Source organism: Moraxella lacunata (assembly GCF_002027545.1).
Classification (GTDB): Bacteria; Pseudomonadota; Gammaproteobacteria; order Pseudomonadales; family Moraxellaceae; genus Moraxella; species Moraxella lacunata.
The window spans coordinates 4,392-27,166 of record NZ_MXAN01000034.1 but is presented as its reverse complement, the minus strand read 5'-3'; the positions used below and the strand labels follow the sequence as shown (position 1 = coordinate 27,166).

General features: G+C 45.4%; 24 protein-coding genes. 15 read left to right on the top strand and 9 right to left on the bottom strand.

All coding sequences use genetic code 11. The annotated features are described in order from the left end of the window. Positions 1-44: 44 nt before the first annotated feature. From grxD to ispF, 4 genes are all read right to left on the bottom strand, one after another. Complete coding sequence (gene grxD, locus B5J94_RS05510; RefSeq protein WP_062501606.1) at positions 45-380, bottom strand: Grx4 family monothiol glutaredoxin; 336 nt, start codon at positions 378-380, stop codon at positions 45-47. Between the two features lie 70 nt (positions 381-450). Beyond that, positions 451-939 (bottom strand): hypothetical protein, encoded by a 489-nt coding sequence (locus B5J94_RS05505; RefSeq protein ID WP_062501604.1) that lies wholly within the window; start codon positions 937-939, stop codon positions 451-453. Positions 940-1,246: 307 nt separating this feature from the next. After that, positions 1,247-1,504, bottom strand: coding sequence for a hypothetical protein (locus tag B5J94_RS05500; protein ID WP_079363986.1), 258 nt, complete (start codon positions 1,502-1,504; stop codon positions 1,247-1,249). A gap of 3 nt (positions 1,505-1,507) precedes the next feature. Next, positions 1,508-1,984 carry a 2-C-methyl-D-erythritol 2,4-cyclodiphosphate synthase gene (gene ispF, locus B5J94_RS05495; RefSeq protein ID WP_062500325.1) on the bottom strand — a complete coding sequence of 159 codons (477 nt, stop codon included), beginning with the start codon at positions 1,982-1,984 and terminating at the stop codon, positions 1,508-1,510. Positions 1,985-2,102: 118 nt separating this feature from the next. Between ispF and mnmA the strand changes: the two genes are divergently transcribed. From mnmA to B5J94_RS05480, 3 genes are all read left to right on the top strand, one after another. Then, a complete protein-coding gene (gene mnmA, locus B5J94_RS05490) occupies positions 2,103-3,257 on the top strand; it encodes a tRNA 2-thiouridine(34) synthase MnmA (RefSeq protein ID WP_062500327.1) in 1,155 nt (384 codons plus the stop codon). Positions 3,258-3,511: 254 nt separating this feature from the next. After that, a complete protein-coding gene (locus tag B5J94_RS05485) occupies positions 3,512-4,432 on the top strand; it encodes a TonB-dependent siderophore receptor (protein WP_062500329.1) in 921 nt (306 codons plus the stop codon). A gap of 81 nt (positions 4,433-4,513) precedes the next feature. Then, the gene (locus tag B5J94_RS05480; RefSeq protein WP_079363985.1) at positions 4,514-5,908 is read left to right on the top strand and encodes a TonB-dependent siderophore receptor; all 1,395 of its coding nucleotides are present in this window, start codon (positions 4,514-4,516) and stop codon (positions 5,906-5,908) included. A gap of 90 nt (positions 5,909-5,998) precedes the next feature. On the opposite strand, the gene ubiA is transcribed toward B5J94_RS05480, so the two are convergent. Then, positions 5,999-6,922: a 4-hydroxybenzoate octaprenyltransferase gene (gene ubiA, locus B5J94_RS05475; protein ID WP_062500333.1), complete on the bottom strand. Its 924-nt coding sequence runs from the start codon at positions 6,920-6,922 to the stop codon at positions 5,999-6,001. Between the two features lie 305 nt (positions 6,923-7,227). Here ubiA and lysA point away from each other — a divergent pair, with 305 nt between their 5' ends. The 4 genes from lysA (at position 7,228) to B5J94_RS05455 (ending at position 12,500) form a co-directional block, all read left to right on the top strand. Then, complete coding sequence (gene lysA, locus B5J94_RS05470) at positions 7,228-8,544, top strand: diaminopimelate decarboxylase (RefSeq protein ID WP_062500335.1); 1,317 nt, start codon at positions 7,228-7,230, stop codon at positions 8,542-8,544. A gap of 461 nt (positions 8,545-9,005) precedes the next feature. Continuing rightward, positions 9,006-9,710, top strand: coding sequence for an FFLEELY motif protein (locus B5J94_RS05465; protein ID WP_143821906.1), 705 nt, complete (start codon positions 9,006-9,008; stop codon positions 9,708-9,710). A gap of 84 nt (positions 9,711-9,794) precedes the next feature. Next, complete coding sequence (gene ubiE / locus B5J94_RS05460; protein WP_062500779.1) at positions 9,795-10,676, top strand: bifunctional demethylmenaquinone methyltransferase/2-methoxy-6-polyprenyl-1,4-benzoquinol methylase UbiE; 882 nt, start codon at positions 9,795-9,797, stop codon at positions 10,674-10,676. Positions 10,677-10,868: 192 nt separating this feature from the next. After that, positions 10,869-12,500, top strand: coding sequence for an ABC1 kinase family protein (locus tag B5J94_RS05455; RefSeq protein ID WP_062500777.1), 1,632 nt, complete (start codon positions 10,869-10,871; stop codon positions 12,498-12,500). 69 nt (positions 12,501-12,569) lie between these two features. Here the strand turns inward: B5J94_RS05455 and B5J94_RS05450 are convergent, their stop codons facing one another. Next, positions 12,570-12,857, bottom strand: a complete 288-nt coding sequence (locus B5J94_RS05450; protein ID WP_062500775.1) for a YeaC family protein — start codon at positions 12,855-12,857, stop codon at positions 12,570-12,572. Between the two features lie 191 nt (positions 12,858-13,048). On the opposite strand from B5J94_RS05450, the gene B5J94_RS05445 reads away from it, so the two are divergent. Beyond that, complete coding sequence (locus tag B5J94_RS05445; protein ID WP_062500773.1) at positions 13,049-13,405, top strand: hypothetical protein; 357 nt, start codon at positions 13,049-13,051, stop codon at positions 13,403-13,405. Further along, entirely contained in the window at positions 13,387-14,790 is a 1,404-nt protein-coding gene (locus tag B5J94_RS05440; RefSeq protein ID WP_062500772.1) for a hypothetical protein, read from the top strand. Before B5J94_RS05445 ends, B5J94_RS05440 begins: the two co-directional genes overlap by 19 nt. Positions 14,791-15,003: 213 nt before the next feature. On the opposite strand, the gene B5J94_RS05435 is transcribed toward B5J94_RS05440, so the two are convergent. The 3 genes from B5J94_RS05435 to B5J94_RS05425 form a co-directional block, all read right to left on the bottom strand. Then, positions 15,004-15,939 carry a bestrophin family protein gene (locus tag B5J94_RS05435; protein WP_062500247.1) on the bottom strand — a complete coding sequence of 312 codons (936 nt, stop codon included), beginning with the start codon at positions 15,937-15,939 and terminating at the stop codon, positions 15,004-15,006. Further along, the gene (locus B5J94_RS05430) at positions 15,936-16,733 is read right to left on the bottom strand and encodes a polyphenol oxidase family protein (RefSeq protein WP_062500244.1); all 798 of its coding nucleotides are present in this window, start codon (positions 16,731-16,733) and stop codon (positions 15,936-15,938) included. Before B5J94_RS05430 ends, B5J94_RS05435 begins: the two co-directional genes overlap by 4 nt. A 147-nt stretch (positions 16,734-16,880) precedes the next feature. Further along, positions 16,881-17,942 carry an RluA family pseudouridine synthase gene (locus tag B5J94_RS05425; RefSeq protein ID WP_062500251.1) on the bottom strand — a complete coding sequence of 354 codons (1,062 nt, stop codon included), beginning with the start codon at positions 17,940-17,942 and terminating at the stop codon, positions 16,881-16,883. Between the two features lie 151 nt (positions 17,943-18,093). Between B5J94_RS05425 and B5J94_RS05420 the strand changes: the two genes are divergently transcribed. The 6 genes from B5J94_RS05420 to B5J94_RS05395 all read left to right on the top strand — a co-directional run bounded on the left by B5J94_RS05420 (position 18,094) and on the right by B5J94_RS05395 (position 22,625). Continuing rightward, a complete protein-coding gene (locus B5J94_RS05420) occupies positions 18,094-19,155 on the top strand; it encodes an outer membrane protein assembly factor BamD (RefSeq protein ID WP_062500242.1) in 1,062 nt (353 codons plus the stop codon). 107 nt (positions 19,156-19,262) lie between these two features. Then, a complete protein-coding gene (locus B5J94_RS05415; RefSeq protein ID WP_062500239.1) occupies positions 19,263-19,610 on the top strand; it encodes a PilZ domain-containing protein in 348 nt (115 codons plus the stop codon). 111 nt (positions 19,611-19,721) lie between these two features. Then, positions 19,722-20,237, top strand: coding sequence for an adenine phosphoribosyltransferase (locus tag B5J94_RS05410; protein WP_062500237.1), 516 nt, complete (start codon positions 19,722-19,724; stop codon positions 20,235-20,237). Positions 20,238-20,286: 49 nt separating this feature from the next. Continuing rightward, positions 20,287-21,159: a DMT family transporter gene (locus B5J94_RS05405; protein ID WP_062500235.1), complete on the top strand. Its 873-nt coding sequence runs from the start codon at positions 20,287-20,289 to the stop codon at positions 21,157-21,159. A gap of 96 nt (positions 21,160-21,255) precedes the next feature. Further along, a complete protein-coding gene (locus B5J94_RS05400; protein WP_062500249.1) occupies positions 21,256-21,888 on the top strand; it encodes a DedA family protein in 633 nt (210 codons plus the stop codon). A gap of 29 nt (positions 21,889-21,917) precedes the next feature. Next, on the top strand, positions 21,918-22,625 hold the full coding sequence (locus tag B5J94_RS05395; protein WP_062500233.1) for a Smr/MutS family protein: 708 nt from the start codon (positions 21,918-21,920) through the stop codon (positions 22,623-22,625). Positions 22,626-22,775: the final 150 nt, after the last annotated feature.

Genomic DNA, 22,775 nt, shown 5'->3' with positions numbered 1-22,775 from the left:
GTTATCAATAAAAATCGGTTATTTCAAATAACCGATTGTCTCCATCACACTTCTGGGCTATACTCTTCAATCAGTGGCTTTAATTCGCCCGATTGGTACATTTGTAGGATAATGTCGCTACCGCCAATCAGTTCGCCATTTACCCATAGCTGCGGGAAGGTTGGCCAGTTGGCGATGAGTGGCAAGGTGCTACGGATTTCAGGGTTTTCTAGGATATTGACAAAGGCAAACGGTCTGCCAATTTGGGTCAAAACTTCCACCGCACGGGCAGAAAATCCGCATTGGGGAAATTGTGGCGTGCCTTTCATGTACAGTAGCACGGCATGGTCTTTGATTTGGTTTTCAATCAAGGTTTTGATTTCAGGATTGATGTCGGTCATGATTTGCTCCGATTTGAGAAATTTGGGTTATTATGGGGGCAAATGGGGATTTTTACAAGCGTTTTTCCTTTTAAAAATCAAATTTTTTGCCATGACTTGTCTTGTCAGGGGTTAATAGTAATGGCTGATTGGCGGATTTTTTATGGCATCTTGCCCCATAAAAATTCGGATCCACCCTATCATCCATACGATAAATGTCATATTTGCCATTATCCACACCCACCAAGTGCCAATCATCATAAATAATTTGACTTTTGCCGTTGATAATTTTATTTAATGATTGCAAACGATGAACGGATAAATATTCATAAATCCCTGTGGTGTCATTATAAATATGCGTGTCTTTTGGCACCACACAAATCATTTTGGCATTTGGCAATAAACCGCTCACATCAATAGACTGGTTGGATAATAATGCCCTATTGACCTGTTTTTGCATACTATTGTCTTGATGAGTATTAACAACCCAAATACCAACCCATAAAATCGCCACTATCGCAACAATTCCCACTTGTGCGTTTTTGGGTAAATTCCTAAAAATACTTTGTATTAGACTCATACATCACCTTAATTCAAAATACACCAACTTATCATGATAAGCAGGATAAATTTCCATACTGTCTTTGTCTACCGATACGCATTGATAATCTTTAAAATTTGGGGTAGATTTTAATGGCACATGATACACTTGATAATTGGCATAACCATATCCTTTATTATCCAGTAATATCAAATCCCAATGGTCATCTTCAACAAATGCATGGATTTTGTGATTTAATTTTAAGACTTGTTTGGGTGATAAATTATCCCGAATTTCTTTAATAGACTTCTTTCCAAACCCTGATTTTTATGGATTTTTAAAAACTTCAACCCCAATACTTATAAGGGTTTATTTTTAGTTTGGAAAGAGATTTAATGTTTTGGGTATTGGTAAAATATGGGGCGGTAACACAGGCGATTTTGGTATTAGGAAAATATACTTTGATAGAATAACTTTTGCCTGCTAATAAGGTATTGTTGATTTTATTGATAACTGATTTTTTATAAATACCAAAAACCGCCCAAACGACTGTTATCGCCATGAGCACCACAATCAACCATTTGCGTTTATGTTTCTCTATCATCAATCACGTTTTAACCAATAATACTACCGCACTCGCCCAAATACCTTCGCCGCGCCCTATCCAGCCCATTTTCTCATTCGTGGTTGCCTTGATGCTCACACAATCCACACCCACACCAAGCACGCCTGCAATGGTCTCACGCATGGCGGTGTTGTATGGGGCGATTTTTGGGTTCTCGCAAATGACCGTCATGTCGGCATTGCCAAGCGTATAGCCGTGAGATTTGACAAGCTCATAGACGTGCTTTAATAACACTTTACTATCCGCCCCCTTAAATGCAGGGTCGGTATCGGGAAAATGTTGTCCGATATCGCCGAGTGCCAACGCCCCCAAAAGTGCGTCCGCCAAAGCGTGAAGCAACACATCACCGTCCGAATGAGCCTTAATGCCATGCGTGTGGGGAATTTTAACACCGCCAAGCGTTACAAAATCGCCTGTGGTAAAAGCATGAACGTCTATGCCTTGACCGATTTTTATCATGATTGAGCCTTTTGATTTGTCTTAGTTTATCTTGGTTTAGAGCAGATAAGGCTTGTAAAATAATTAGCAAGCCTTATATAATGGCAAGTTTACCACAGTTTTATAATAAGAGACAATCATGACCGCCTACCGCCTATCCGATGTCGCCCAATTTCACGGCAAAAATCCCAATCAAATCAAAGTCATCGTTGGTATGTCGGGCGGAGTGGACAGCTCGGTGTCGGTCGCCCTATTGTTGGAGCAAGGCTATCAGGTAGAAGGCTTGTTTATGAAAAACTGGGAAGAAGATGACGGCACCGAATACTGCACCGCCATGACTGACCTAGCAGACGCCCAAGCCGTTGCCGACAAAGTGGGCATACCGCTACATACCGCCAACTTTTCGGCAGAGTATTGGGATAATGTGTTTGAGCATTTTTTGGAAGAATACAAGGCAGGACGCACGCCCAATCCCGATATTTTGTGCAATAAAGAAGTCAAATTCAAAGCCTTTTTGGATTACGCCTTGACACTTGGAGCGGATTATATCGCCACAGGGCATTATACTCGCCGTAGCTTTGAGACGGGCGGACAAGCGTGCCTACTGCGTGGACTAGACACCAACAAAGACCAAAGTTATTTTTTGCACGCAGTAGGGGGCGACAAAATCGCCAAAACCTTATTTCCTGTGGGCGAGCTTGAAAAAAGCGAAGTCAGGGCAATCGCCGAACGCTATGAGCTTGCCACCGCCAAGAAAAAGGACTCAACGGGCATTTGCTTTATTGGCGAGCGTAAATTCAAAGACTTTTTACAAACCTACCTACCCGCCAAACAAGGCGACATCTATACCGATGATGGCGTAAAAATCGGCACGCATGACGGACTCATGTACTACACGCTTGGGCAACGTGGGGGAATTGGCATTGGGGGTGTGGCAAACCGTCCCGAAGAGCCGTGGTTTGTCTTGCACAAAGATTTGGTAAATAACCGCCTAATTGTCGGACAAGGGCATGACCACCCTTGGCTACAATCCACCGAGCTGACCGCCTATAAACTAGATTGGGTAACAGGCGAACCACCCCAAATCCATGAAAACGGACTAAAATGCACCGCCAAAACCCGCTACCGCCAACCTGACCAAACTTGCACTGTCTTTGCCACCGACACAGGCGTGCGTGTGGTCTTTGATGAGCCACAACGAGCCGTAACCGCAGGGCAATCGGTGGTGTTTTATGTTGATGACGTTTGCTTGGGCGGGGGCGTGATACAAGGGACGAATGCAAGTCAGAAATAAAGGGTTGGGTAATTACCCCCTATTTCCACCCAACATACTCACCACGCCACTACCTAACACCCCACAGCCGAGATGATGACGTCATTTCGGCTTTTTATGCGTCTTTATTTTTAAAAATAATAATTATCATTTTATAGAATAATTGATAACGATTATTCATTGTGTTATCATAATTATGTTACAAAAATGATATGTTTTGTAATAATTAATATACATTTGTAAACATTTGTTGTACTCGCTTATTAGGGATTTTTATGCACTACCTTACTCATCATTTATTCAGACAACCCTTTAAACCCAGTGCTTTGGCATTGGTTCTACTGCCAGCCATGGCTTGTGCCAATGTCAATGACGACGACGTTGCACAGGATGACACAAGCACGCCGACGGTCATGTTAGGGCATGAAACCATTCTCATCTCTCGCCAACCCAAATCTACCACCACAGGCATCGCCCTATCCCAAAAAGACACACCCCAATCGGTTGCCACCGTCAGCAAACAAGAACTCCAAGAACGCAACATCAGCGACCTAACCGAAGCGGTCAAAACCACCACAGGCGTGAATGTCGTCAAAGACCAGTCCCGTGTCCGCTTTCAGTCTCGGGGCTTTTATATGGATCAGCTCTCCGAAGACGGCATGAGCCAAAACCTAGGAGGACGCTCGGGCTACTCGGACAAAATAGACGTATCCACCATGACTGACCTTGCCATTTATGACCGCATTGAAGTGGTGCGTGGGGCGACAGGTCTCACCCAAGCCAACTCCGAACCGGGCGGTACGATTAATCTTGTGCGTAAACGCCCCACCCATGATTTTCATCATGCAGGTGAGCTGTCGGTAAACAGTTGGGGGTCGGTGCGTGGTATGCTTGACGTGTCAGGCGGTCTAAACACATCAGACAGCGTGCGCGGGCGAGCGATTGTCGTTCATGAGGACAACCAATCTTTTAAAGACAGAGTAGAAGGCAAAAAGACACTCGGCTCGGGCAGTGTGGAATTTGACATTGGCGACAATGCCACCGCCATGATAGGAGCAACTTATCAGCACACCAAAGACATGCCTGATTTTGGTGGGGTGATTTTGCCGTGCGTGCAGACCAACCGTTGGGCGAGCAAATGCGAAAATGACGGATTACAAGACTTTGACCACAAAACCTACCTTGGCATGAACTAGAACAAACATGACCTTAAAAAGAAAAACTATTTTGCCGATGTTAAATATTATCTACCAAACGGCTGGACAGTAAAAAGTGCCATCAACCACACCGACCAAAAGTCCGACACCCGTATCGGCTCAATCTTTGCCGATACCGAGACATGGCCAGGCGTATCAGCAAGCGGTTATTATAGCACCTTTACCCTAAACCCCTTTCGCTATGACAAAACCGACAAACAAACTGCTTTTAAGCTTGATTTGACGGGCGACTATACACTGTTTGACAAGACTCATGATTTTTATATGGGCTACACCTACAACAAAGAAGACATTCGCTCACGCTACATCAAAGTATGGAATGACGTGATTTATTGGAAAGACTCGAACCCTGGACGGGACTGGAACCAAACTGCCGGCAAATACAACCCCTTTAACCTAACAGGCGATGAAGTCCCCGAGCCGAATTGGGATTTGTACGATGATTGGGGCGACCATGTGGATGTTTACCCTGAATATGATAATTTTGAAAAATTTCGCCGTTATAACTACAATACCTACGTCAATACCGCCAAACATCACGGAGCGACATTTAGCACTCGCCTAAACCCTACCGATAAATTACACTTACTGCTTGGCGTGCGATACAACCGCTTTAACATGGGTTCGGTCAAATGGATGCACGTCCTAAACGGCTATGGCGAGATGTACCGCTCAAACATCTATGGCGATGCCAAGCAAGTGGGCGAGATGTCGGGCAAAAAATGGGTGCCATTTGCAGGGATAAACTACGACCTAACACCCGACCACACCGCCTATGTCAGCTATGCCGAGATTTTTAAACCCCAAGAAGACACCGATGTCAGCTATACCGCCATGCTACCGCCCACCATTGGTACCAACTACGAAATCGGTCTAAAAGGGACGATGCGAGACGGACGACTAAACTACGCTCTGGCTCTCTTTCACACCGAACACAAAAACCGAGCCATTACTCGCCCCGACTACGGTCGCTGGCTCACCTATGCCGACCCTGTGGGCAAAGCCGTCAGCCGTGGCGTGGATGTAGAGCTGTCGGGCGATGTTACGGACAATCTTCGCCTGTCCGCCAACTACACCTACAACAAAAGCGATTATAAAGATGTTAATGCTGGCGTGTTTGAGCATTTATCACGTTATAATTTTAACAACCACACGCCCAAACACATCTTTCGCTTGCACAGCCAATACCAACTGCCAAACAGCAAATGGCAAATCGGTGGTGGGGTGTCCGCCCAGAGCGAGACCAGTAGCCTAAGAAACATCCAACAAGGTGGTTACGCCCTATGGCACGCCAATGTTCGCTATGACATGAGTGATAATGCCAGTGTGAGCTTGGTGGGCAATAATTTGACCGATAAAGTGTATTTTGAAAATAACCCCAACCGCACTCGGGGCAAAAACAACTTTTATGGCGAGCCGAGAAACTTTGCTTTAAAAGTGGATTGGAAGTTTTAGGGGGAATTTTTATCACAAAGTTAGACATGGATATAGGGACGTGCCAAGCACGTTCTTTGCGTTTGACATCAAAGTGCTTATCCTTATTTATCATCTCCCCAACATCATCAGCGACATCACCGCCACATACAAAAACACATACCGCCCCACCCACGCATTTTGGCGAAAGGCGGTAAAGCAGTTTAGGCGTTCACGGGTTTTGATTTTGTCATATTGCATGGCAAACAGCCCTGCCAAACCGACCGCCAAACCACACGCAGACCACACCCCAAAAAAGCGATGCACCAATGCTATCATGATGACCAAAAACACACCATTTAACGCCATGATAAAATAAATGTCTTTGTCGCCAAACCATTTTTCAAACAAAATGGCGGTGGATTTTACCCCAATCTTGACATCATCGTCCTTGTCGCACATGGCGTACATCGTATCATACGCCACCGTCCAGCACAAATAGGCAACAAAGACAAGCCAACCTGTCAGCCCAACACCGCTTTGTCCCTGCTCGCTACGCACCGCCACAAACGCCATCGGTACCGCCCAACCGAACGCCATTGCAAGTACCACTTGGGGCAGGTGCGTGTAGCGTTTCATAAAGGGATAAATAAAGGCAAGAAACACCGCCCCAAGCGACCAATAAAACACTTGTACTGGTAAAAAAAACAAAAGACACGCTGACAGTCCCGACAAGCCCACAAAGGTCAAAACAGCCGTCTTGGCGGACAATCGCCCGTCTGCCAGTGGGCGGTTTTTGGTGCGTTTGACTTGTCCGTCCACCTTGCGGTCGGCAAAGTCGTTAATGGCACAGCCTGATGCTCGCATAAGCACCGCCCCAAGCGTAAAAATGACAATATGAGCCGCGCTTGGCAGTCGTCCATAACTGGCACTTGCCAAAAACAACGCCCACAAAGTCGGATAAAGGAGCAGTTCCGTCCCCACAGGCTTATCAAAACGGGTGAGTTGTAACCATGCGATGAGTTTGTCTTTAAAGGTGTAAGTGGTTGCGGTCATGATGTTAAATGGTTAATTTTTGGGGTATTTTATCATAAAATGGCTTTTTTATATCAATATGAAAAGTTGTCTTGCCTTGATTGGCATTGTAGGGACAAATTGCAATTTGCCCTTTGATAAAGCCTTAATTTTTGGGCGAATGTGATTCACCCCTGCACGTCCATATTTGTAAAAAAATATTTTTATTAAATCATTTAAAAAATCGTTATATATTCTGCCCAAACCCCAATTATTTTTAAAATAAAAATGACAAACCAAAATTTTTTGTTAAAATAAACCCCCAAATACTTTTTACTGGAAAAACCATGGCAGACAGCACCGAACACCCAATCCTGACCATAGACCCATGCACGCACGTGGCGGATTTGCCTTTTATCAACTATCAAGACGACACGCTGTTTATTGACAATGTCAGCACCAAAACCCTAGCCCAGACTTACGGCACACCGCTTTATGTGTATAGCAAAAATGCCCTGCTTGCCAATTACCGTACCTATATGGAGAGTTTCGCCCCCTTATCAGATGTGCAAATTTGCTATGCGGTCAAATCCAACTCAAACCTTGCCGTGCTTGCCACGCTTGCCCGTGCAGGGGCAGGCTTTGACATCGTCTCATCAGGCGAGCTTGCCCGTGTATTAAAAGCAGGCGGGCAGGCGGACAAAGTCGTCTATTCGGGCGTGGGAAAAACCAAAAGCGACATCGCCACCGCCTTAAATGCAGGGGTTGGATGCTTTAATGTCGAAGCGATGAGCGAGATTGAACTCATCAGCCAAGTGGCAAGTGAGCTTGGCAAAACCGCCCCCATTGCCCTGCGTATCAACCCTGATGTGGATGCCAAAACACACCCCTATATCTCCACAGGCTTAAAGGACAACAAATTTGGTATCAGCCATGATAATGCCCTAGATGCTTATCGTTTTGCCAAGTCCTTGCCAAACCTTGACATCATCGGCATAGACTGCCACATCGGCTCACAGCTGACCGACACCCAGCCTTTTGTGGATGCTTTGGATAAAGTCATTGAACTCATTGACGAGCTACACGCACAGGGCATTAGCTTACGCCATGTGGATTTGGGTGGGGGCTTGGGCGTGCGTTATACCGATGAGACCCCTGCCAGCGTGAGCGAATACGCCAACGCACTACTGCCTAAGCTTTTAACATTGCAAGAAAAATATGGCTTAGGGCTACACCTAGAACCAGGGCGAAACATCTCTGCCAATGCAGGGGTACTGCTGACAAATGTGGACGTACTAAAACCCACCGAATACAAAAACTTTGCCATCGTGGATGCGTCCATGTGCGAACTCATGCGACCTGCCCTATATGGCTCGGTTATGGCGGTTATCCCTGTCGATTTGACCACCGCCACCGCTCCCCAAGTGTGGGACATTGTCGGCTCGGTGTGTGAGTCGTCCGACTTTTTGGCAAAAAATCGCACGCTTGCCCTAAACGTGGGCGACACCCTTGCCATCACAGGAGCAGGGGCGTATGGCTTTGTCATGGCAAGCAACTACAACACCCGCCCAAGACCTGCCGAGATTATGTGTGATGATACCACTCATCGGGTCGTGCGTGAGCGTGAGAGCTTGGACAGCCTTTGGCGTGGCGAGAGTGTTTAATGCAAAACCGACCAGTTGGTATGTTTTTTCATAAAACAGTCCAATCTCAGCTTAAAATGGCAACTTATTGATTGCCCCATAATTATTTGTTAAGTTGTAGAGGCAAATTACAATTCGCCCTTGATAAATCAAACACTCACACAAAGTTGAAAATGGAGCATAATGTCAAAATCATGACAGATTCAAAGGATTTAGGGGTGTGCAGGGATTAGCTCTGCACTCCTTATATACACCCAAGAATCTTTAAAATTGCTACAAATGCAACGGTGTTTGGGTGTAGGGGCGTGCTGTGTACGCCTATAAAAATTGCTATGTTATCAAAGGACGTGCGGAGCCAGTCCCTACAAAGCCTGTGGTAAATATTAAGTTTGTTAGGTGTAAGATAATATCATCAAGCCCCACAAACCCGACCTTTTAACTCAACCTTAACCCCACTTTAACCCACCAACAAAATTAACACCATGTCCCAAATCCAAACCCTAGTCGATATGCTAAAAGCCTATCAAGCCCTACCCCACCACACCAACCCTGCCCTAAAACAGGCACTTAGCGACGTGCAAGCGTGGCAAAAGGCTCGTATCAAACGCACCAACCACGCCCTATTTACCGATGACAAAACCGCTCCACTTGCCAATTATCTCATTGAGCGAATTTATGGCGATGATGATTTTGACGTGCTTGCCGACCAACTTTTGACCGCAGGGACGAACGCCCTAAACGGCTCGGGCAAACTTGAAAAGCTCATCCCCGCCAACGCCCTAGGGGCAGGCGTGCTTGGCGTGCAGTCGGCAACTCATGCCATCAGCCTTGATTTGGCATTGGCAACGTCTCTGCTCGACGACTTTGGCGAACGTTACGCCAATGGGGGCATTGATGACACGCTCATGCATGACGTGTATCGGCACGTCAATGCCAAAGACGAACGTATCGCCCAAATCCACACCATCAAAGACGTGTGCGAGCAGTCTTATAAATACTTTAATTCTTTTATCCTACAAAACGCCTTTAAACTCGCCAAAGGCATGGCATACGACAACGGCTATCAGCCCCTATATGACTTCATCGGGGACGGACTGGTCGCCATGAAACCCCTAAAACGTATTGATGATTTTACCGTGCCGTTTGTGGAAAATGAGCTTGTCGTGATTCATGAAATTCATGAATGAATTTTTTAATTTTCCCAAAACACGCCCATTCTTGCCCAAATTAGCGTATAATAGGACGTGTTTTTAAAATTTGGAAAAATAGCCATGACCGACAACGACTTTACCAATCCCAACATCCTACCCACAGGCAAGCCCCAAGGACAATCCGCCATGCAGATCCCTGCCAATGGCGAGCCTACCCAAGCCGATAGCCAAACTGACAACCGCTATTCTGAAAACATTGGCGAAACCACCCATTTTGGTTACCAAACCGTCAATGCTCGTGACAAAGAAGCCAAAGTCGGACAGGTATTTACATCAGTCGCCACCAAATACGACATCATGAACGATTTGATGAGTTTTGGCATTCACAGGCTTTGGAAGCGTTTTGCCATTAAGATGAGTGGCGTGCGTGCAGGACAGCACGTCCTTGACATCGCAGGCGGTACGGGCGATTTGGCAAAAGTATTCAGCAAAGAAGTCGGTCGCTCGGGTCGTGTGGTCTTGTCCGACATCAACGAAGCCATGCTGGAAGTCGGTCGCACACGCCTTATCAATGCAGGGTGTAATAACGTGGATTTTGTGCTTGCCAATGCCGAAACCTTAGAACCCTTCGCTGATAACTCGTTTGACTTAGTTACCATTAGCTTTGGACTGCGTAACGTTACCGACAAACAAAAAGCCCTAGAAGCCATGTGGCGTGTGCTAAAACCAGGTGGGCGACTGCTCGTGCTAGAATTTAGCAAACCTGTGTTTGAGCCACTATCAAAGGCGTATGATTTATACTCATTTACCGCCCTACCACTCATGGGTAAAGTGGTTGCAAACGACAGCGAAAGCTATCAATATCTGGCGGAGAGTATCCGTATGCACCCCGACCAAGCCACCCTAAAAGCCATGATGGAGCAAGCAGGGTTTGTGAATTGTGATTATCACAACCTAACGGGCGGTATCGTGGCGGTACATCGTGGCTTTAAGGCTCGTTGATTGTTTATTCTTAATATACTTAGGCGTGCTCAGCACGCCCCTACAAAAGCATTTTTAAAATTGTGGGTAAATTGATTTACCCCTACAATCCATTTAAAATAAAGATTTTAAATACCTGCCAAAAGGTAAATTTTACCCATTTACCTTTTGCTTTTTTAAAACCCCTTTTATCAAACCCCATTTTACCTAACCATGCTCATCTCTTATAAAAACCGCCTGTTTGACTTATATCACATTTGTGCCAAATACCGCCTAGACACGCATTTTGCGGACGTGCCAGAGCTTGCCCCCTTGGCACGGCTTATCAAAATGCACCCAGCCAGTATCGGCAAATCGCACAATTCCTTAGGGGTCAAGCTCGCCCTAGAAGAGATGGGAACGCTGTTTTTAAAGCTCGGGCAACTGCTCTCCACCCGCTCTGACCTACTACCCCCCGACATCATCGCCCAATTATCGCTACTACAAGACAAAGTCGCCCCGTTTGACGTTGAAGTTTTAAAACGTGAAATAGAACACCCCAAAACAGGGCTAGGCAAGCCTATTGATGAGATTTTTAGCCGATTTGATGATAAGCCACTCGCCGCCGCCAGTATCGCCCAAGTGCATACTGCTTGCCTGCCTGACGGTCGGGAAGTGGTCGTTAAAGTCGTCCGCCCCGACATTCGTCCTATCATCATCAAGGATTTTGAGCTGTTAAGGGAGCTGGCAGGCTGCTTGTCGGCTCGCATGGAGTCGGCTCGGGCGGTGCATATCGTGAGTATCGTGGAAGACTACCGCCAAATCATGCTCAATGAGCTTGATTTGACCTTAGAGTCCGCCAACGCCACTCGCATGAGAAATAACTTCACAAATTCGCCACTCATCTATGTTCCCGAAGTCTATATGGCAAGCAAGTCCGTCATGGTCTCAGAGCGGATTTTTGGCGTGCCGATTTCACAGACGGATAAATTTGACGCATTAGGCTATGACCGTGCTGTCCTTGCCAAAAATGGCTTGACGATATTTTTTACCCAAGTGTTTCGGGATAACTTTTTTCATGCCGACATGCACCCTGGTAACATCTTTGTGGAGACCATGCCAGACGGTCAAGCGGTGGCAAATCCACGCTATTTGGGGCTAGATTGTGCGATTATGGGGCAACTCGCCCCCGATGACCAGCTCGTTGTCGCTCGTATGCTCTTATCGGTCATGAATGGCAACTACACCACGCTTGTGAACATCATCAGCCACGCAGGTTGGATACCGCCGTCTGCTGACAAGCACGCACTCATCGCCGACATGGCTCGCACGGTAAGTCCCATGGTGTCTAAGCCCATGAGTGAGCTTGATTTTGCAGGGATATTGTTTGAGATTTTGAACATCGCTCGCCGTCATCAGATGAGCATACCGCCACAGCTTATGCTACTTTTAAAAACGCTCGTCCATGTGGAAGGGCTTGGGCGTGAGCTATACCCACAGCTTGATATTTGGTCGCTTGCCAAGCCGATTTTGACCGATTGGGTAAAATCACAGCTTGACCCCACACGTTTTTTGAATGATTTCTATGACAAATTGCCCGAACATCTACTGTCCGCCACCGACCTGCCCAAACTTGCCACCCAAAGCATTCAATCTCTTGCCACGCTTGGCGGACGACAGGACAAACAACTAAGAGAAATCCAAGCCCTACGAGCCGATTTTTTAAACCAAAAACGCCATGACTGGATAGCGTTGGGCGGTTTTTTTGGCTTTATCGCCATTGGGCTGACCGTGCCGATTTGGTGGGTGGGCGTGGTGTTTCATATGCTGGCGTTGGGGTTTGTGGTGTGGCGGATTTTAGCCTAACAGCCAGATTTTAGACATAAAAAACTTTGAACATGAAAAAGGCGACATAACTCGCCTTTTTATTTTTTATTACTTAAAATTCACAGGTCGCTCGGCATTAGGATAATGATGTTCATGCTCGACATCACACTCTTCACCCACGGTATTGCCTTTGTCGTCTTTGGGCTTTTCAATATAGCCTGTGCGTTCTTCTACGGGCAAATACTCATGCTCCCACACCATGACCGCTTGCATACAGGTTTGGCGTTGTTCGTCTGTTAAGCGGACACCGTTATCCCATTTGCCAATCTCAATGGCGGTGCGGAATTTGGCGACAATTTCAGGGGTTAGGCTGTTTAGGATGTCTTGTTTGTTCATGATTTGCCTTTTTATCTGCTGATTATTACTTGTTAGTTGCTCTTTGCATCAAAACCTGTTCACCGCCATGACCTCTTTGGTCAGTTTTGTAAATATTTAGAATAAATTTTGTAAAAAGATAATGATTTTTTTATCACACTTATGTTACAATATAATTTTATTAAAGCAAACGGAAATATGGAAACGATTTTATGCAAAACATTTACAATCTAAATACAGACGCCATCAATCGGCTGACAGGCATTGACCCTACCCTAAGCCCAGATTGGCAAGAGATTCTAGAAGAGATTATACCACAGCTTGACGAAGAGTCGCAAACCATCGTTAAAAATACCATTTTATCACCCAAGGGCATCACTTACAGCAAGAGTGCAGGGAAATTTTTCGCCAAAAAACCAGAGACGCTCGCTCAAATTTTACAATCATCTGCTTTACACAACAAACAGCTCATCAAAGCTGCCCATCTTTTGCAAGACATTTACCAAGCTACCCCCCCCCGAGCGATACACCACAATCCTATGATGCACTCTTGTTCATCGATGAGTTAGAGTCCGCCCTAAGCTATCTTGACAAAGTTCCGATAAGCTCCGAAAGACACGAACACAAACAACGTAACGCCATCAGAGCTGCCTCTTTGTATGAAATTGCTGATTGGATTGACACCATCACATTTAAAATGCCCAAAAATATCCGGCAAATTAATGAATATACTTTTAAGATTTTTATCAAAGAAGTTTTTATCAAATCACTCATTCAAGGACGAGATTTTCACTTTTTAGAAGCGGTGGATTTGGATTTATATGGCATTACCCATTTTCCAGCATTCATCCAAAAACAATCCGCTGATCGCAAGTTGCTCATTGTTGAGACCAAAAATATTTGGTTCATCATTTCTCCACCTGATACCCTAGGCAGTAACCCTTTTTCATTGCGACGATTTTTGACCGAAGAGGAGACGGGCGGATTTAGTTATTTTAACGCTTTGGCACTTCCCAAACCCTTATGTGATAATCCTAAGGCACAAGCGGTCATGCTAAAATTAATCAATCGCATTTTTAGTCTTGATCGCAATATCTCTGATGAACTTAAAAAATACGCCATTCATCTTAAAACAGTACTTAAAAAACAACTCACCCCCATTTTGATGGACAGTACATTTGCAGCAGACGGTGGCAGTGCAGAAAAAATCATCGCCAGACGCATCATTACTTTTGAAGAGTTACTCACCAGTTCGGTATTGCGACAACTGCCAACCATGATAAGCATTGCCAAAAGCTCTGAATTTGACCAAGAATTTTTATTTCACTGCTTGAACGGCTTTTTTAATGAACTACTTATTCTTATCAAAAACTTTAGAATGCACCCTCTAGCTCGCCACGCCTTTGTCGCTCAGCACTTGCAAGTGCGTGTATTGGCACTTGATGTCTTAATTCAAAAGAACAGAAAGACTATTTTTGATCCCACCGTAAAAACTGAAGAATTAAGAGAAAAGCTCGGTGAGGCGATGAATGACATCCGTGAAAGTTATGAAGAAGCCCTTAGCAACATGGCAGAAATAGAAGAGCTTATCGCCAATACCAAAGCCTATGATGATAAAAAAGTCTCGGGCGGGTTTTTTGCCAAATTAGGCTTTGGCAAACCCAAATACACCATGGAAGAGTTAAAAGAAGCCAAAAAAGACTTGAATGAAGAATTTTTTGTGGAGATTGTACGCCTTGCCAAAAAGCACAAGCAAGCGATTGTCTATGTGGAATACGAAACCGATTTTGAGATTAATGAAGATTATCGCCACTATGCCATCGCCAACGAAAGTCAAGGTTTAGCACGCCTGCCCTATATCATCGCCCTACCAGAAGACAGAGAAAGATTCTCGTTAGAAGCGTTAAAAGACGATGTTTATTGGGAAATCTTTGACCAAATTTATAACGTATAAAGAACCAAAAAGGGCGAACGTGATGTTTGCCCTTTTAGGGCGTGCCTGCCCTTTATAACACAATTTAAAATTTAGAAATATTGCAGAAATAAAAGAATGTTTTTGCATGAAAAATGGCTAAATCTTGCTTTTCATCGTCAAAAACTTGTCTGATAGAACAACTATCAGCCTGCATTTTTTATTGCAAATACAAAAGGCAGGCACGCCCTATTTTCACAAAAAATTAAACCGCCCATCATCGCCAAGTGCTTCTGGTAGGTTTTGTGTTTCCACCCCAAGCAGTGCCAAAGTCTCACGCTCTATCAGCCGTGTAATCGTATCTAGGGGTAAATCATTTTGTGCCACGCCAAACGGCTCTTCCAACTGACTGCTTAGCTCATCTAGCCCCAAAAACATATAGGCAAGCAGTCCCACCAAAAACGGCGTCCAAATCCCGAGCACCGACTCAATACCAAACGGCAACATCCAACAAAAACAAAACACCGCCCGATGTAGTAGCACCGAATACACCAGTGGCAAGGGCGTGCTACTGATACGGTCGCACCCTGCTTGGATGTTACCCATTTCGATGATATGGCATTGGATACTGGTGTAGATGATGTCGCTGATTTGCCCTGATTTGACGGCATGGATAAGGCGATGTTGCATTCGCTCTAACACCACTTGTGGGGCGTTGATATGCTGACAAATGAGCGTATTTAACTCATCTTTATCTTTATCATCGATATCCAGATAATCGGCAAATCTCTCCACGGGCAGTTTTTGCTGACGTAGGCGGTCTCTAAATAAATTGACAAAAATCAGCATGTCCTCGAGTATCGCTCGCCTGTCATCATCATGCAAAAAATGACTGTCCCGACTCAGATGACGGGTATTGGCAATCAAAGCACCCCACAATTTTCGCCCTTCCCACCACCTGTCATAGCAAGCATTATTCCTAAACCCCAAAAAGACAGACAACACCACACCAAACACCGTAAAGCCGACTGCAGGGACGTTTTTGACGGTGTAGAGCTGATAATGCGACAAGCCCCACGCTACCATGGATACCGCCATGAGCAGGATTATCATCGGTAGCACTTTGGGCAGTATCGTACCATGCCACATGAACAGCAATTTTAGGCTGTTGTGTTTATCACGGACTATCATAACTTAACAATCGCAGTCGCCATGCGTCCTGTGGCGGACTTTTTGGCGTGGGTCTGCTGGCGATATGAGTAATATTTGGGATTAGCATAACTGCACGGAACGGTATCGTTTATGACCGTAATATTTAAATGAGACAGTTGTAATTTGGTTAATTTTACAATATCTATCAAGCATTTATCATCATCTTTATCCGTGATAATCTGTTGATATAACTCATCAACTGTCAATGCCACTAAGTTTTTATCAACCACTTGACTGATGATGTCATGAGCTAAGGTTTTGTTAATCTCATAATTATCATGGCTGATACACGCCCCGATGACGGCTTTGATGTTGGCTTTATCGGTAAAATTTTCATAAGTATTTTTAATAATGCCTTTGGTCAGCCCCTGCCAACCTGCATGAATACAGGCGATTTGGCCATTCTCATTATCTGTACAATCATCATTAAAAAGAGCAATCGGCACGCAGTCGGCGGTCATGATAGACAGTCCCACGCCTGCCTTATCACTGATGAGTGCGTCTGCGTCTTGGGGGAATATGGCGGATTTGGCGTGTGCCACGATGTCGCTGTGGATTTGGTTTAGCCAGTGGATTTGGCTGATTTTATCATTTGTAAGTTCATTTAATTTTTCTAATAACGCCATGCGATTAGCAAGAACTTGCTCGCTGTCATCGCCAACGTGCAACCCCATGTTAAATGAGCCGTATGAATCATCGCCCCATTTATCAAACTCGCCTGCATGAGTTTGGATAATGAATATGTGGTCATTTTGGTATAATATATCAAACATGATAGCCCTTTTGGTTTTTAAATTTGATTTTGGATAAATATCGGTAGGGGTAAAATGCCATTTGCCCTTTTAGAATTTCACATTTGAGCGAATGTAATTCACCCCTACACGCCCCTTTAAAAATCTTAATTGAACAACCCAAACCCTTTATTCTTGCAAAATCCCAATCATCTTAATCATATCAGACGGCATATCACGGCTAAATACCAACGCCTTGCCTGTGGTTGGGTGGATAAAGCCGAGCTTATGGGCGTGCAGGGCTTGACGGGGAAAATCTATCACCGCTTGGCGAGTGGCAGGAGCAAGACCTGATTTTGGCAGTCCGCCATAAACCTTATCGCCAAGCAAGAAATGACCGACATGGGACAGGTGTACACGGATTTGGTGAGTACGCCCCGTCTCCAAGCGAACATGGAGCAAGCTATAATGCGTACCTAGTGGCGTGGCAGAGATGATGTGCGTGGTGGCAGGTTTACCGCCGTCCGTTACCGTCATCTTGGTGCGATGAATGCGGTGTCGCCCTATCGGTGCGTCTATCGTGGCATGGCGTAAGATGTCGCTTGGCACGCCTGTGGCGATACATTGGTATTCCCGATAGACCGATTTGTCTTTTAGTTGTTCGGTCAAATCAAGCTGGGCGGTTTTGGTGCGAGCGACAATAAGTAGCCCCGATGTGTCCTTATCAATGCGGTGAACCAGTCCCGCTCGTGGCAGGTGGGCGTTATCAGGATAATGATATAGCAGGGCATTGACGAGCGTGCCTGTGCGATTGCCCGCCCCAGGGTGGACGACCAGACCGACAAGCTTATTGATCACAATCACGTCATCATCGGCATAGACCACGTCAAGGGGGATATTTTCGGGCAAATCTTCGCTGTGATTGTCAAGCATGGCGGACAAAGTCAGAATATCGCCCAATTTGACACGGTATTTGCTTTTTTGGGGCACATCATTGACAAGCAAGCTCTCATCATCAATAAAGCCCTGTATCTGCACTCGGGAAAAACCGTCAAACACGTCTGTGGCGATTTTGTCTAGGCGTGTGCCGATGTCAGATTCGCCAACCGTGTGGCTTTGCATAAGTGGGCTTGGCGAACCTGTTTCGGCAAATTCATCATCATTATCATTTAAACTGGATAAATTGGACAAATCAGGCAAATCATCATTATTGGCGGTCTGATTAAAAGCATGTAAAGAATGTTCTGTCATGGCGATATTTAAATTACTTTTTAAAATTACTTTGAAAAAATAAGCCATTTTAGCATTTTTTGTTAAAAATGGCTGATTTTATTTTGGTGTTGTTCATTCTTAAAATTTTGTGGTAAACTATTTCAAATTTTTATTGTAATTTGGACAAAAAATGAACAAAACCGCCAAACTTACCCTAACCGCCATCATGACGTCTGCCGTGCTACTTTCTGGTTGCTCCACCCTAAAAGGCATTGGCAAAAAAGACAGTGAAGTTGTACAAAGTGCCGAACAGTCCGAGATTGGTTATTATCAAACTGCCCAAAACGCCCTAGACAGAAACCGCTATAACGAAGCGATGAGTGCGTTAAATAGCTTACGCACGTTTTATCCGACAGGACAGTATGCCGAGCAGGCATTGCTGGATTTGATTTATGCCCAATATCGTGCCAACGACTTTGAAGCGGTAACCAAAAGCACTGCCGAATTTATCCGCTCCTATCCGACCAGTCGCCATGTTGATTATGCCTTATATGTCCAAGGCGTAACCAACATGGGCGGTGCTCCTAAGTCATCTCGCTTATTTAATCTTGACCAATCCCAACGTGATGTATCCTACCTACGTTTGGCATTTCAAGATTTCTCCAATCTCATCAAGCACTTCCCAAACAGTGCCTACGCTCCTGACGCCGCCCAGCGTATGAGAGCGATTTATAATGACTTTGCCGAGCATGAACTGGTCGCCGCTCGTTGGTATGTCAAGCGTGATGCCCATGTTGCCGCCGCCAACCGTGCCAAATGGGTGTTTCAGTACTTCCCCCAATCAACAGGCGTGCCAGAAGCCATCGCCATCTTAGCACACAGCAATGAGCAGTTGGGACTGACTGACACCGCCAACCAATACAAGACCCTACTCCAAATCAACTACCCCCAATACCTTGGGGCAAATGGACAGGTCAATATCGGCAAAAGCCAATCTTTTACCAAAAAAGCCTTATCATCGGTGAGTTTTGGTAGATTTGGGCGTGCCAAAGATACCCCCACCTATCAAGGCGGTCAGTATGATGGTGCGACACGCACACAAATCATCACTTCCGCCCAAGCTCTTGCTCTGCCTGAGACCACAACCGAAGTAACCGCTCCACCAACAGCCGACACACGCAACGCCCGTCACATCGGCTTGGGTCTGCCCGCTGACGAAGCCGAAGCGGGCAACATCAACCAAACCCCCTAATATCATCGCATTTGACAGCCAAAAACCTACCTTTTGGCGGTCAGTTTTGCCAAATCATGGTGTTGATGATAAAATTGGTTTTATTTTTTTGATTTTTAGGAAAAGCTATGGCAATGCCTGTTCGTGGCGGTATCTTAACTTGTAATATCGCCGACACCCAAACCCTATACAGCAGTTATCTCTCTTTTGTCACTCATGGCGGTATTTTTGTGCCGAGTGCCAGAAAGCACAACCTTGGCGAAGACGTGTTTGTGGCATTTACCCTACCCGGCTCTACCGAGCGTTACCCACTCAACGGCAAAATCGTGTGGATTAATGAAAAAGGCACACCCAGTAAGCCTGCTGGTTTTGGCATGCAGTTTGGCACCGACCCCAACAGCCTAAAACTCAAAAACGAAATCGAGCGACTGCTTGCCGGTGAGGTTGAGGCGACTAGACCCACTTATACCATGTAAGTGTTGTAGGCAAGATTGTTAATTACACGATTATTTGTTATAATTATAGGGCACGGATTTTTATTCGTGCTTTTTTATGGCAAATTTTAAGATAATTTTTAAAGAAAACTTATGAAACACTCACACCCTTTTTGGCAAATCATTCGCACCGTTCCCAATTTCCCCAAAGCGGACATTGATTTTTATGACATCACGCCCCTATTATGGCACATTGACGAGCTTATCAACGAACTCTTAAACGCTCTACCTGTCGGCATGATTGATGAAGTAGAATGTTTTGCCACCACCGAAGCACGGGGCTTTGTCATCGGTAGCTTACTGTCAGGACGTACCGGCAAACCACTCTTACTCATTCGTAAAGCTGGCAAACTACCGCCCCCAGTCCATCGCCAAAGCTACGACCTAGAATACGGCACCGACACCCTAGAAATCAAAGCAGACGCTCCCAAATCCAAGGTGCTACTGGTTGATGATGTGCTTGCCACTGGCGGCACGTTAAAGGCGAGCAAACTTCTGTGCGAGCAAGCAGGGCATGACGTGCTTGGGGCGTTGGTATTGCTTGATTTGCCAAATTTACATGGCGATATCGGCATGGATACTTATGCGGTCATGACTGACACAGACTGATGGCGACAAAAAAGAAGGGTACACCCCAATCATTTTAAACACAGCCATCATGTCAAACCCCACCCCCACCAACCCCAATCAAGGCTCATTTTTTGGCTCTTTTTATATGGTACTGGCGTGCCTGTCATTTGCCATTATGCTGACTTGTATCAAATTTGCAGGGCAAAAGTTTGCCATGCACACCTATGAGCTGACCTTTTGGCGAGTGCTGTTTTCACTGATTGTGCTTGGTGGGTTTTCATGGGTTAAAGGGCGAGATTTTCGCACGGCTTATCCCAAAGAGCATTTTTGGCGGTCGCTCGCTGGCTCGGTTGCCCTGCTTATGAATTTTTATATCATTTTGCATTTGCCCCTTGCCACCGCAAGTAGCCTACAAAATACGTCCGCCCTATTTTTGGGTCTGTTATCCATTATTATTTTAAAACAAAAACCCACGCTCATAAATTGGCTATCGCTTACCTTGGGCTTTGTTGGCGTGTTAATCCTACTGCGACCGAGTGGCGGAGGCGACACCTTTGCCATGTTGGTGGGGCTAGGCAGTGGGGCGATTAGCGGTTATGCGTATTTGCAAGTGCGTGAGCTGTCTTTGCTTGGCGAACCTGCGTGGCGGATTGTGTTTTATTTTTCGTTATTATCTACGCTGACATCGGGCGTTTTGGCATGGTATTTTGGCTTTACGCCTGTAAGCCTAGCAAGCCTGCCTTATATTGTTGGCATTGGCGTTACTGCTCTTTTGGGGCAACTTTTGATGACTTATGCTTATCAAGTCGGACAAAAATTTGTCGTGGCAACCTTGTCTTATCTTGGTGTGGTATTTGCCATTGTCTTTGGGGCGGTGCTGTTTGGCGAGCGGTTGGACGTATTAAGTCTTATCGGCATTGGCGTGATTGTGGCAAGTGGGATTTTGGGGACAAAGAAGTAATTTCACACAAAATTCACACAAAACCTGCCAACTGCCCACCAAAGTTTGTTATAATTTGCACCCATTTATCACAACTTGACCGCCATGGACATTATTCTGCAACTTTTTGATTTTATTTTACATATTGATGAGCATTTGGCCGTATTTTTGGCGGATTATGGCTTGTGGATTTATGGCATTTTGTTTTTGATTATCTTTGTAGAGACAGGCTTGGTGGCCATGCCGTTTTTACCAGGGGACAGCTTGCTGTTTGCGGTTGGGGCGTTGGCGGCATTTACAGGCGAGCTAAATCCTGCCCTGCTTATCGCCCTGCTGTTTGTGGCGGCGGTGCTTGGTGATACGCTCAACTATCATATCGGTAAATACATCGGTCCAAAGGTATTTGAAAAAAATTACCGCTTTATCAACAAAGAATATCTGTTCAAAACCCAAGCCTTTTTTGAAAAGCACGGCGGTAAAACCATTATTTTTGCCCGCTTTTTGCCCTTTGCTCGCACTTTTGCTCCGTTTGTGGCAGGGGCAGGGAGCATGAATTATAAGCGGTTTATCAGCTATAATGTCATTGGTGGATTTTTGTGGATTGCGTCCTTTGTACTACTTGGCTATTTTTTTGGCAATCAGCCCGTCATCAAGGATAATTTTACTTATGTGATTTTTGGGATTATTGGGTTTAGTGTGTTGCCGATTGTCATCAGCTTTATCAAGCAAAAAATCAAACCCGTGGCTTAACCACCCATCTGCCAACGACAGGTATCATCATGACTACATTTAAAGACTTACTTTCCAAAGACGCCCAAACCCAGCTCAAAGAGATGGGCGGTAAATCATCCACCAAGCCCGAGACCGACAGCAACGGCAAACCCACCAGTGCCAATGTCATGGGCAAAAAAGAAGTCGCCCAGCACGTCAAACGCTTTGGCAGTGAACTCATCGATGATGACAAAGTCCTGTTCATGCAAGCGATGAGCGGTGTCCGCCCCCTAAAACATGAAAAGTCAGTCAATCACAGCCAAAAAACCAACCCCAAAGACCCGACCGCCCTATTTCGCCGTGCCAATGCCGAAGGGACTGATGAGCTGACCCAAGCCAGTTTGTCCGACATGCAAGCCCTGCTAAACCCCGTGGCAGGCGAAGCCTTTTTAAGCTACAAACACCCCACCCTGCAAAACAAAGTCTTTGAACAGCTAAGACAAGGCAAACTGCGTTGGTATGATGCGGTGGATTTGCACGGATCAAGCATTGATGAAGCCCGAGATGCCGTCCAGACCATCATCGCCAATGCGGTCAAACATGGCGAAACCGCGGTTAAAATTGTCCACGGCAAAGGTACAGACGCCATCATCAAAACCTGCGTCAATGGCTGGTTACGCCAAATCCCTGATGTCTTAGCATTCGTCTCTGCCCCTGCGGGTGATGGCGGTAATGGAGCGGTGTTGGTGCTGATTAAGAAAAAGAAACTCGGTTAAATTTTAGGGCGTGCCTGCCGTTGGTATTTGCAATAAAAATATCTGTTTAAAAAAGCAGGGGGAACGCACGTTTTTCAAGAAAAAACAAAGGTTGTGAGTTTTCTATCAAGCAAGTTTTTATTAAATCTCTTTCCAAACTAAAAATAAACC

What these genes read in the sequence shown, in the direction of transcription:
- grxD (WP_062501606.1), bottom strand. Translation starts at nt 380, where the DNA reads ATGACCGACATCAATCCTGAAATCAAAACCTTGATTGAAAACCAAATC.
- B5J94_RS05505 (WP_062501604.1), bottom strand. Translation starts at nt 939, where the DNA reads ATGAGTCTAATACAAAGTATTTTTAGGAATTTACCCAAAAACGCACAA.
- B5J94_RS05500 (WP_079363986.1), bottom strand. Translation starts at nt 1,504, where the DNA reads ATGATAGAGAAACATAAACGCAAATGGTTGATTGTGGTGCTCATGGCG.
- ispF (WP_062500325.1), bottom strand. Translation starts at nt 1,984, where the DNA reads ATGATAAAAATCGGTCAAGGCATAGACGTTCATGCTTTTACCACAGGC.
- mnmA (WP_062500327.1), top strand. Translation starts at nt 2,103, where the DNA reads ATGACCGCCTACCGCCTATCCGATGTCGCCCAATTTCACGGCAAAAAT.
- B5J94_RS05485 (WP_062500329.1), top strand. Translation starts at nt 3,512, where the DNA reads ATGCACTACCTTACTCATCATTTATTCAGACAACCCTTTAAACCCAGT.
- ubiA (WP_062500333.1), bottom strand. Translation starts at nt 6,922, where the DNA reads ATGACCGCAACCACTTACACCTTTAAAGACAAACTCATCGCATGGTTA.
- lysA (WP_062500335.1), top strand. Translation starts at nt 7,228, where the DNA reads ATGGCAGACAGCACCGAACACCCAATCCTGACCATAGACCCATGCACG.
- B5J94_RS05465 (WP_143821906.1), top strand. Translation starts at nt 9,006, where the DNA reads ATGTCCCAAATCCAAACCCTAGTCGATATGCTAAAAGCCTATCAAGCC.
- ubiE (WP_062500779.1), top strand. Translation starts at nt 9,795, where the DNA reads ATGACCGACAACGACTTTACCAATCCCAACATCCTACCCACAGGCAAG.
- B5J94_RS05455 (WP_062500777.1), top strand. Translation starts at nt 10,869, where the DNA reads ATGCTCATCTCTTATAAAAACCGCCTGTTTGACTTATATCACATTTGT.
- B5J94_RS05450 (WP_062500775.1), bottom strand. Translation starts at nt 12,857, where the DNA reads ATGAACAAACAAGACATCCTAAACAGCCTAACCCCTGAAATTGTCGCC.
- B5J94_RS05445 (WP_062500773.1), top strand. Translation starts at nt 13,049, where the DNA reads ATGCAAAACATTTACAATCTAAATACAGACGCCATCAATCGGCTGACA.
- B5J94_RS05435 (WP_062500247.1), bottom strand. Translation starts at nt 15,939, where the DNA reads ATGATAGTCCGTGATAAACACAACAGCCTAAAATTGCTGTTCATGTGG.
- B5J94_RS05430 (WP_062500244.1), bottom strand. Translation starts at nt 16,733, where the DNA reads ATGTTTGATATATTATACCAAAATGACCACATATTCATTATCCAAACT.
- B5J94_RS05425 (WP_062500251.1), bottom strand. Translation starts at nt 17,942, where the DNA reads ATGACAGAACATTCTTTACATGCTTTTAATCAGACCGCCAATAATGAT.
- B5J94_RS05420 (WP_062500242.1), top strand. Translation starts at nt 18,094, where the DNA reads ATGAACAAAACCGCCAAACTTACCCTAACCGCCATCATGACGTCTGCC.
- B5J94_RS05415 (WP_062500239.1), top strand. Translation starts at nt 19,263, where the DNA reads ATGGCAATGCCTGTTCGTGGCGGTATCTTAACTTGTAATATCGCCGAC.
- B5J94_RS05410 (WP_062500237.1), top strand. Translation starts at nt 19,722, where the DNA reads ATGAAACACTCACACCCTTTTTGGCAAATCATTCGCACCGTTCCCAAT.
- B5J94_RS05405 (WP_062500235.1), top strand. Translation starts at nt 20,287, where the DNA reads ATGTCAAACCCCACCCCCACCAACCCCAATCAAGGCTCATTTTTTGGC.
- B5J94_RS05395 (WP_062500233.1), top strand. Translation starts at nt 21,918, where the DNA reads ATGACTACATTTAAAGACTTACTTTCCAAAGACGCCCAAACCCAGCTC.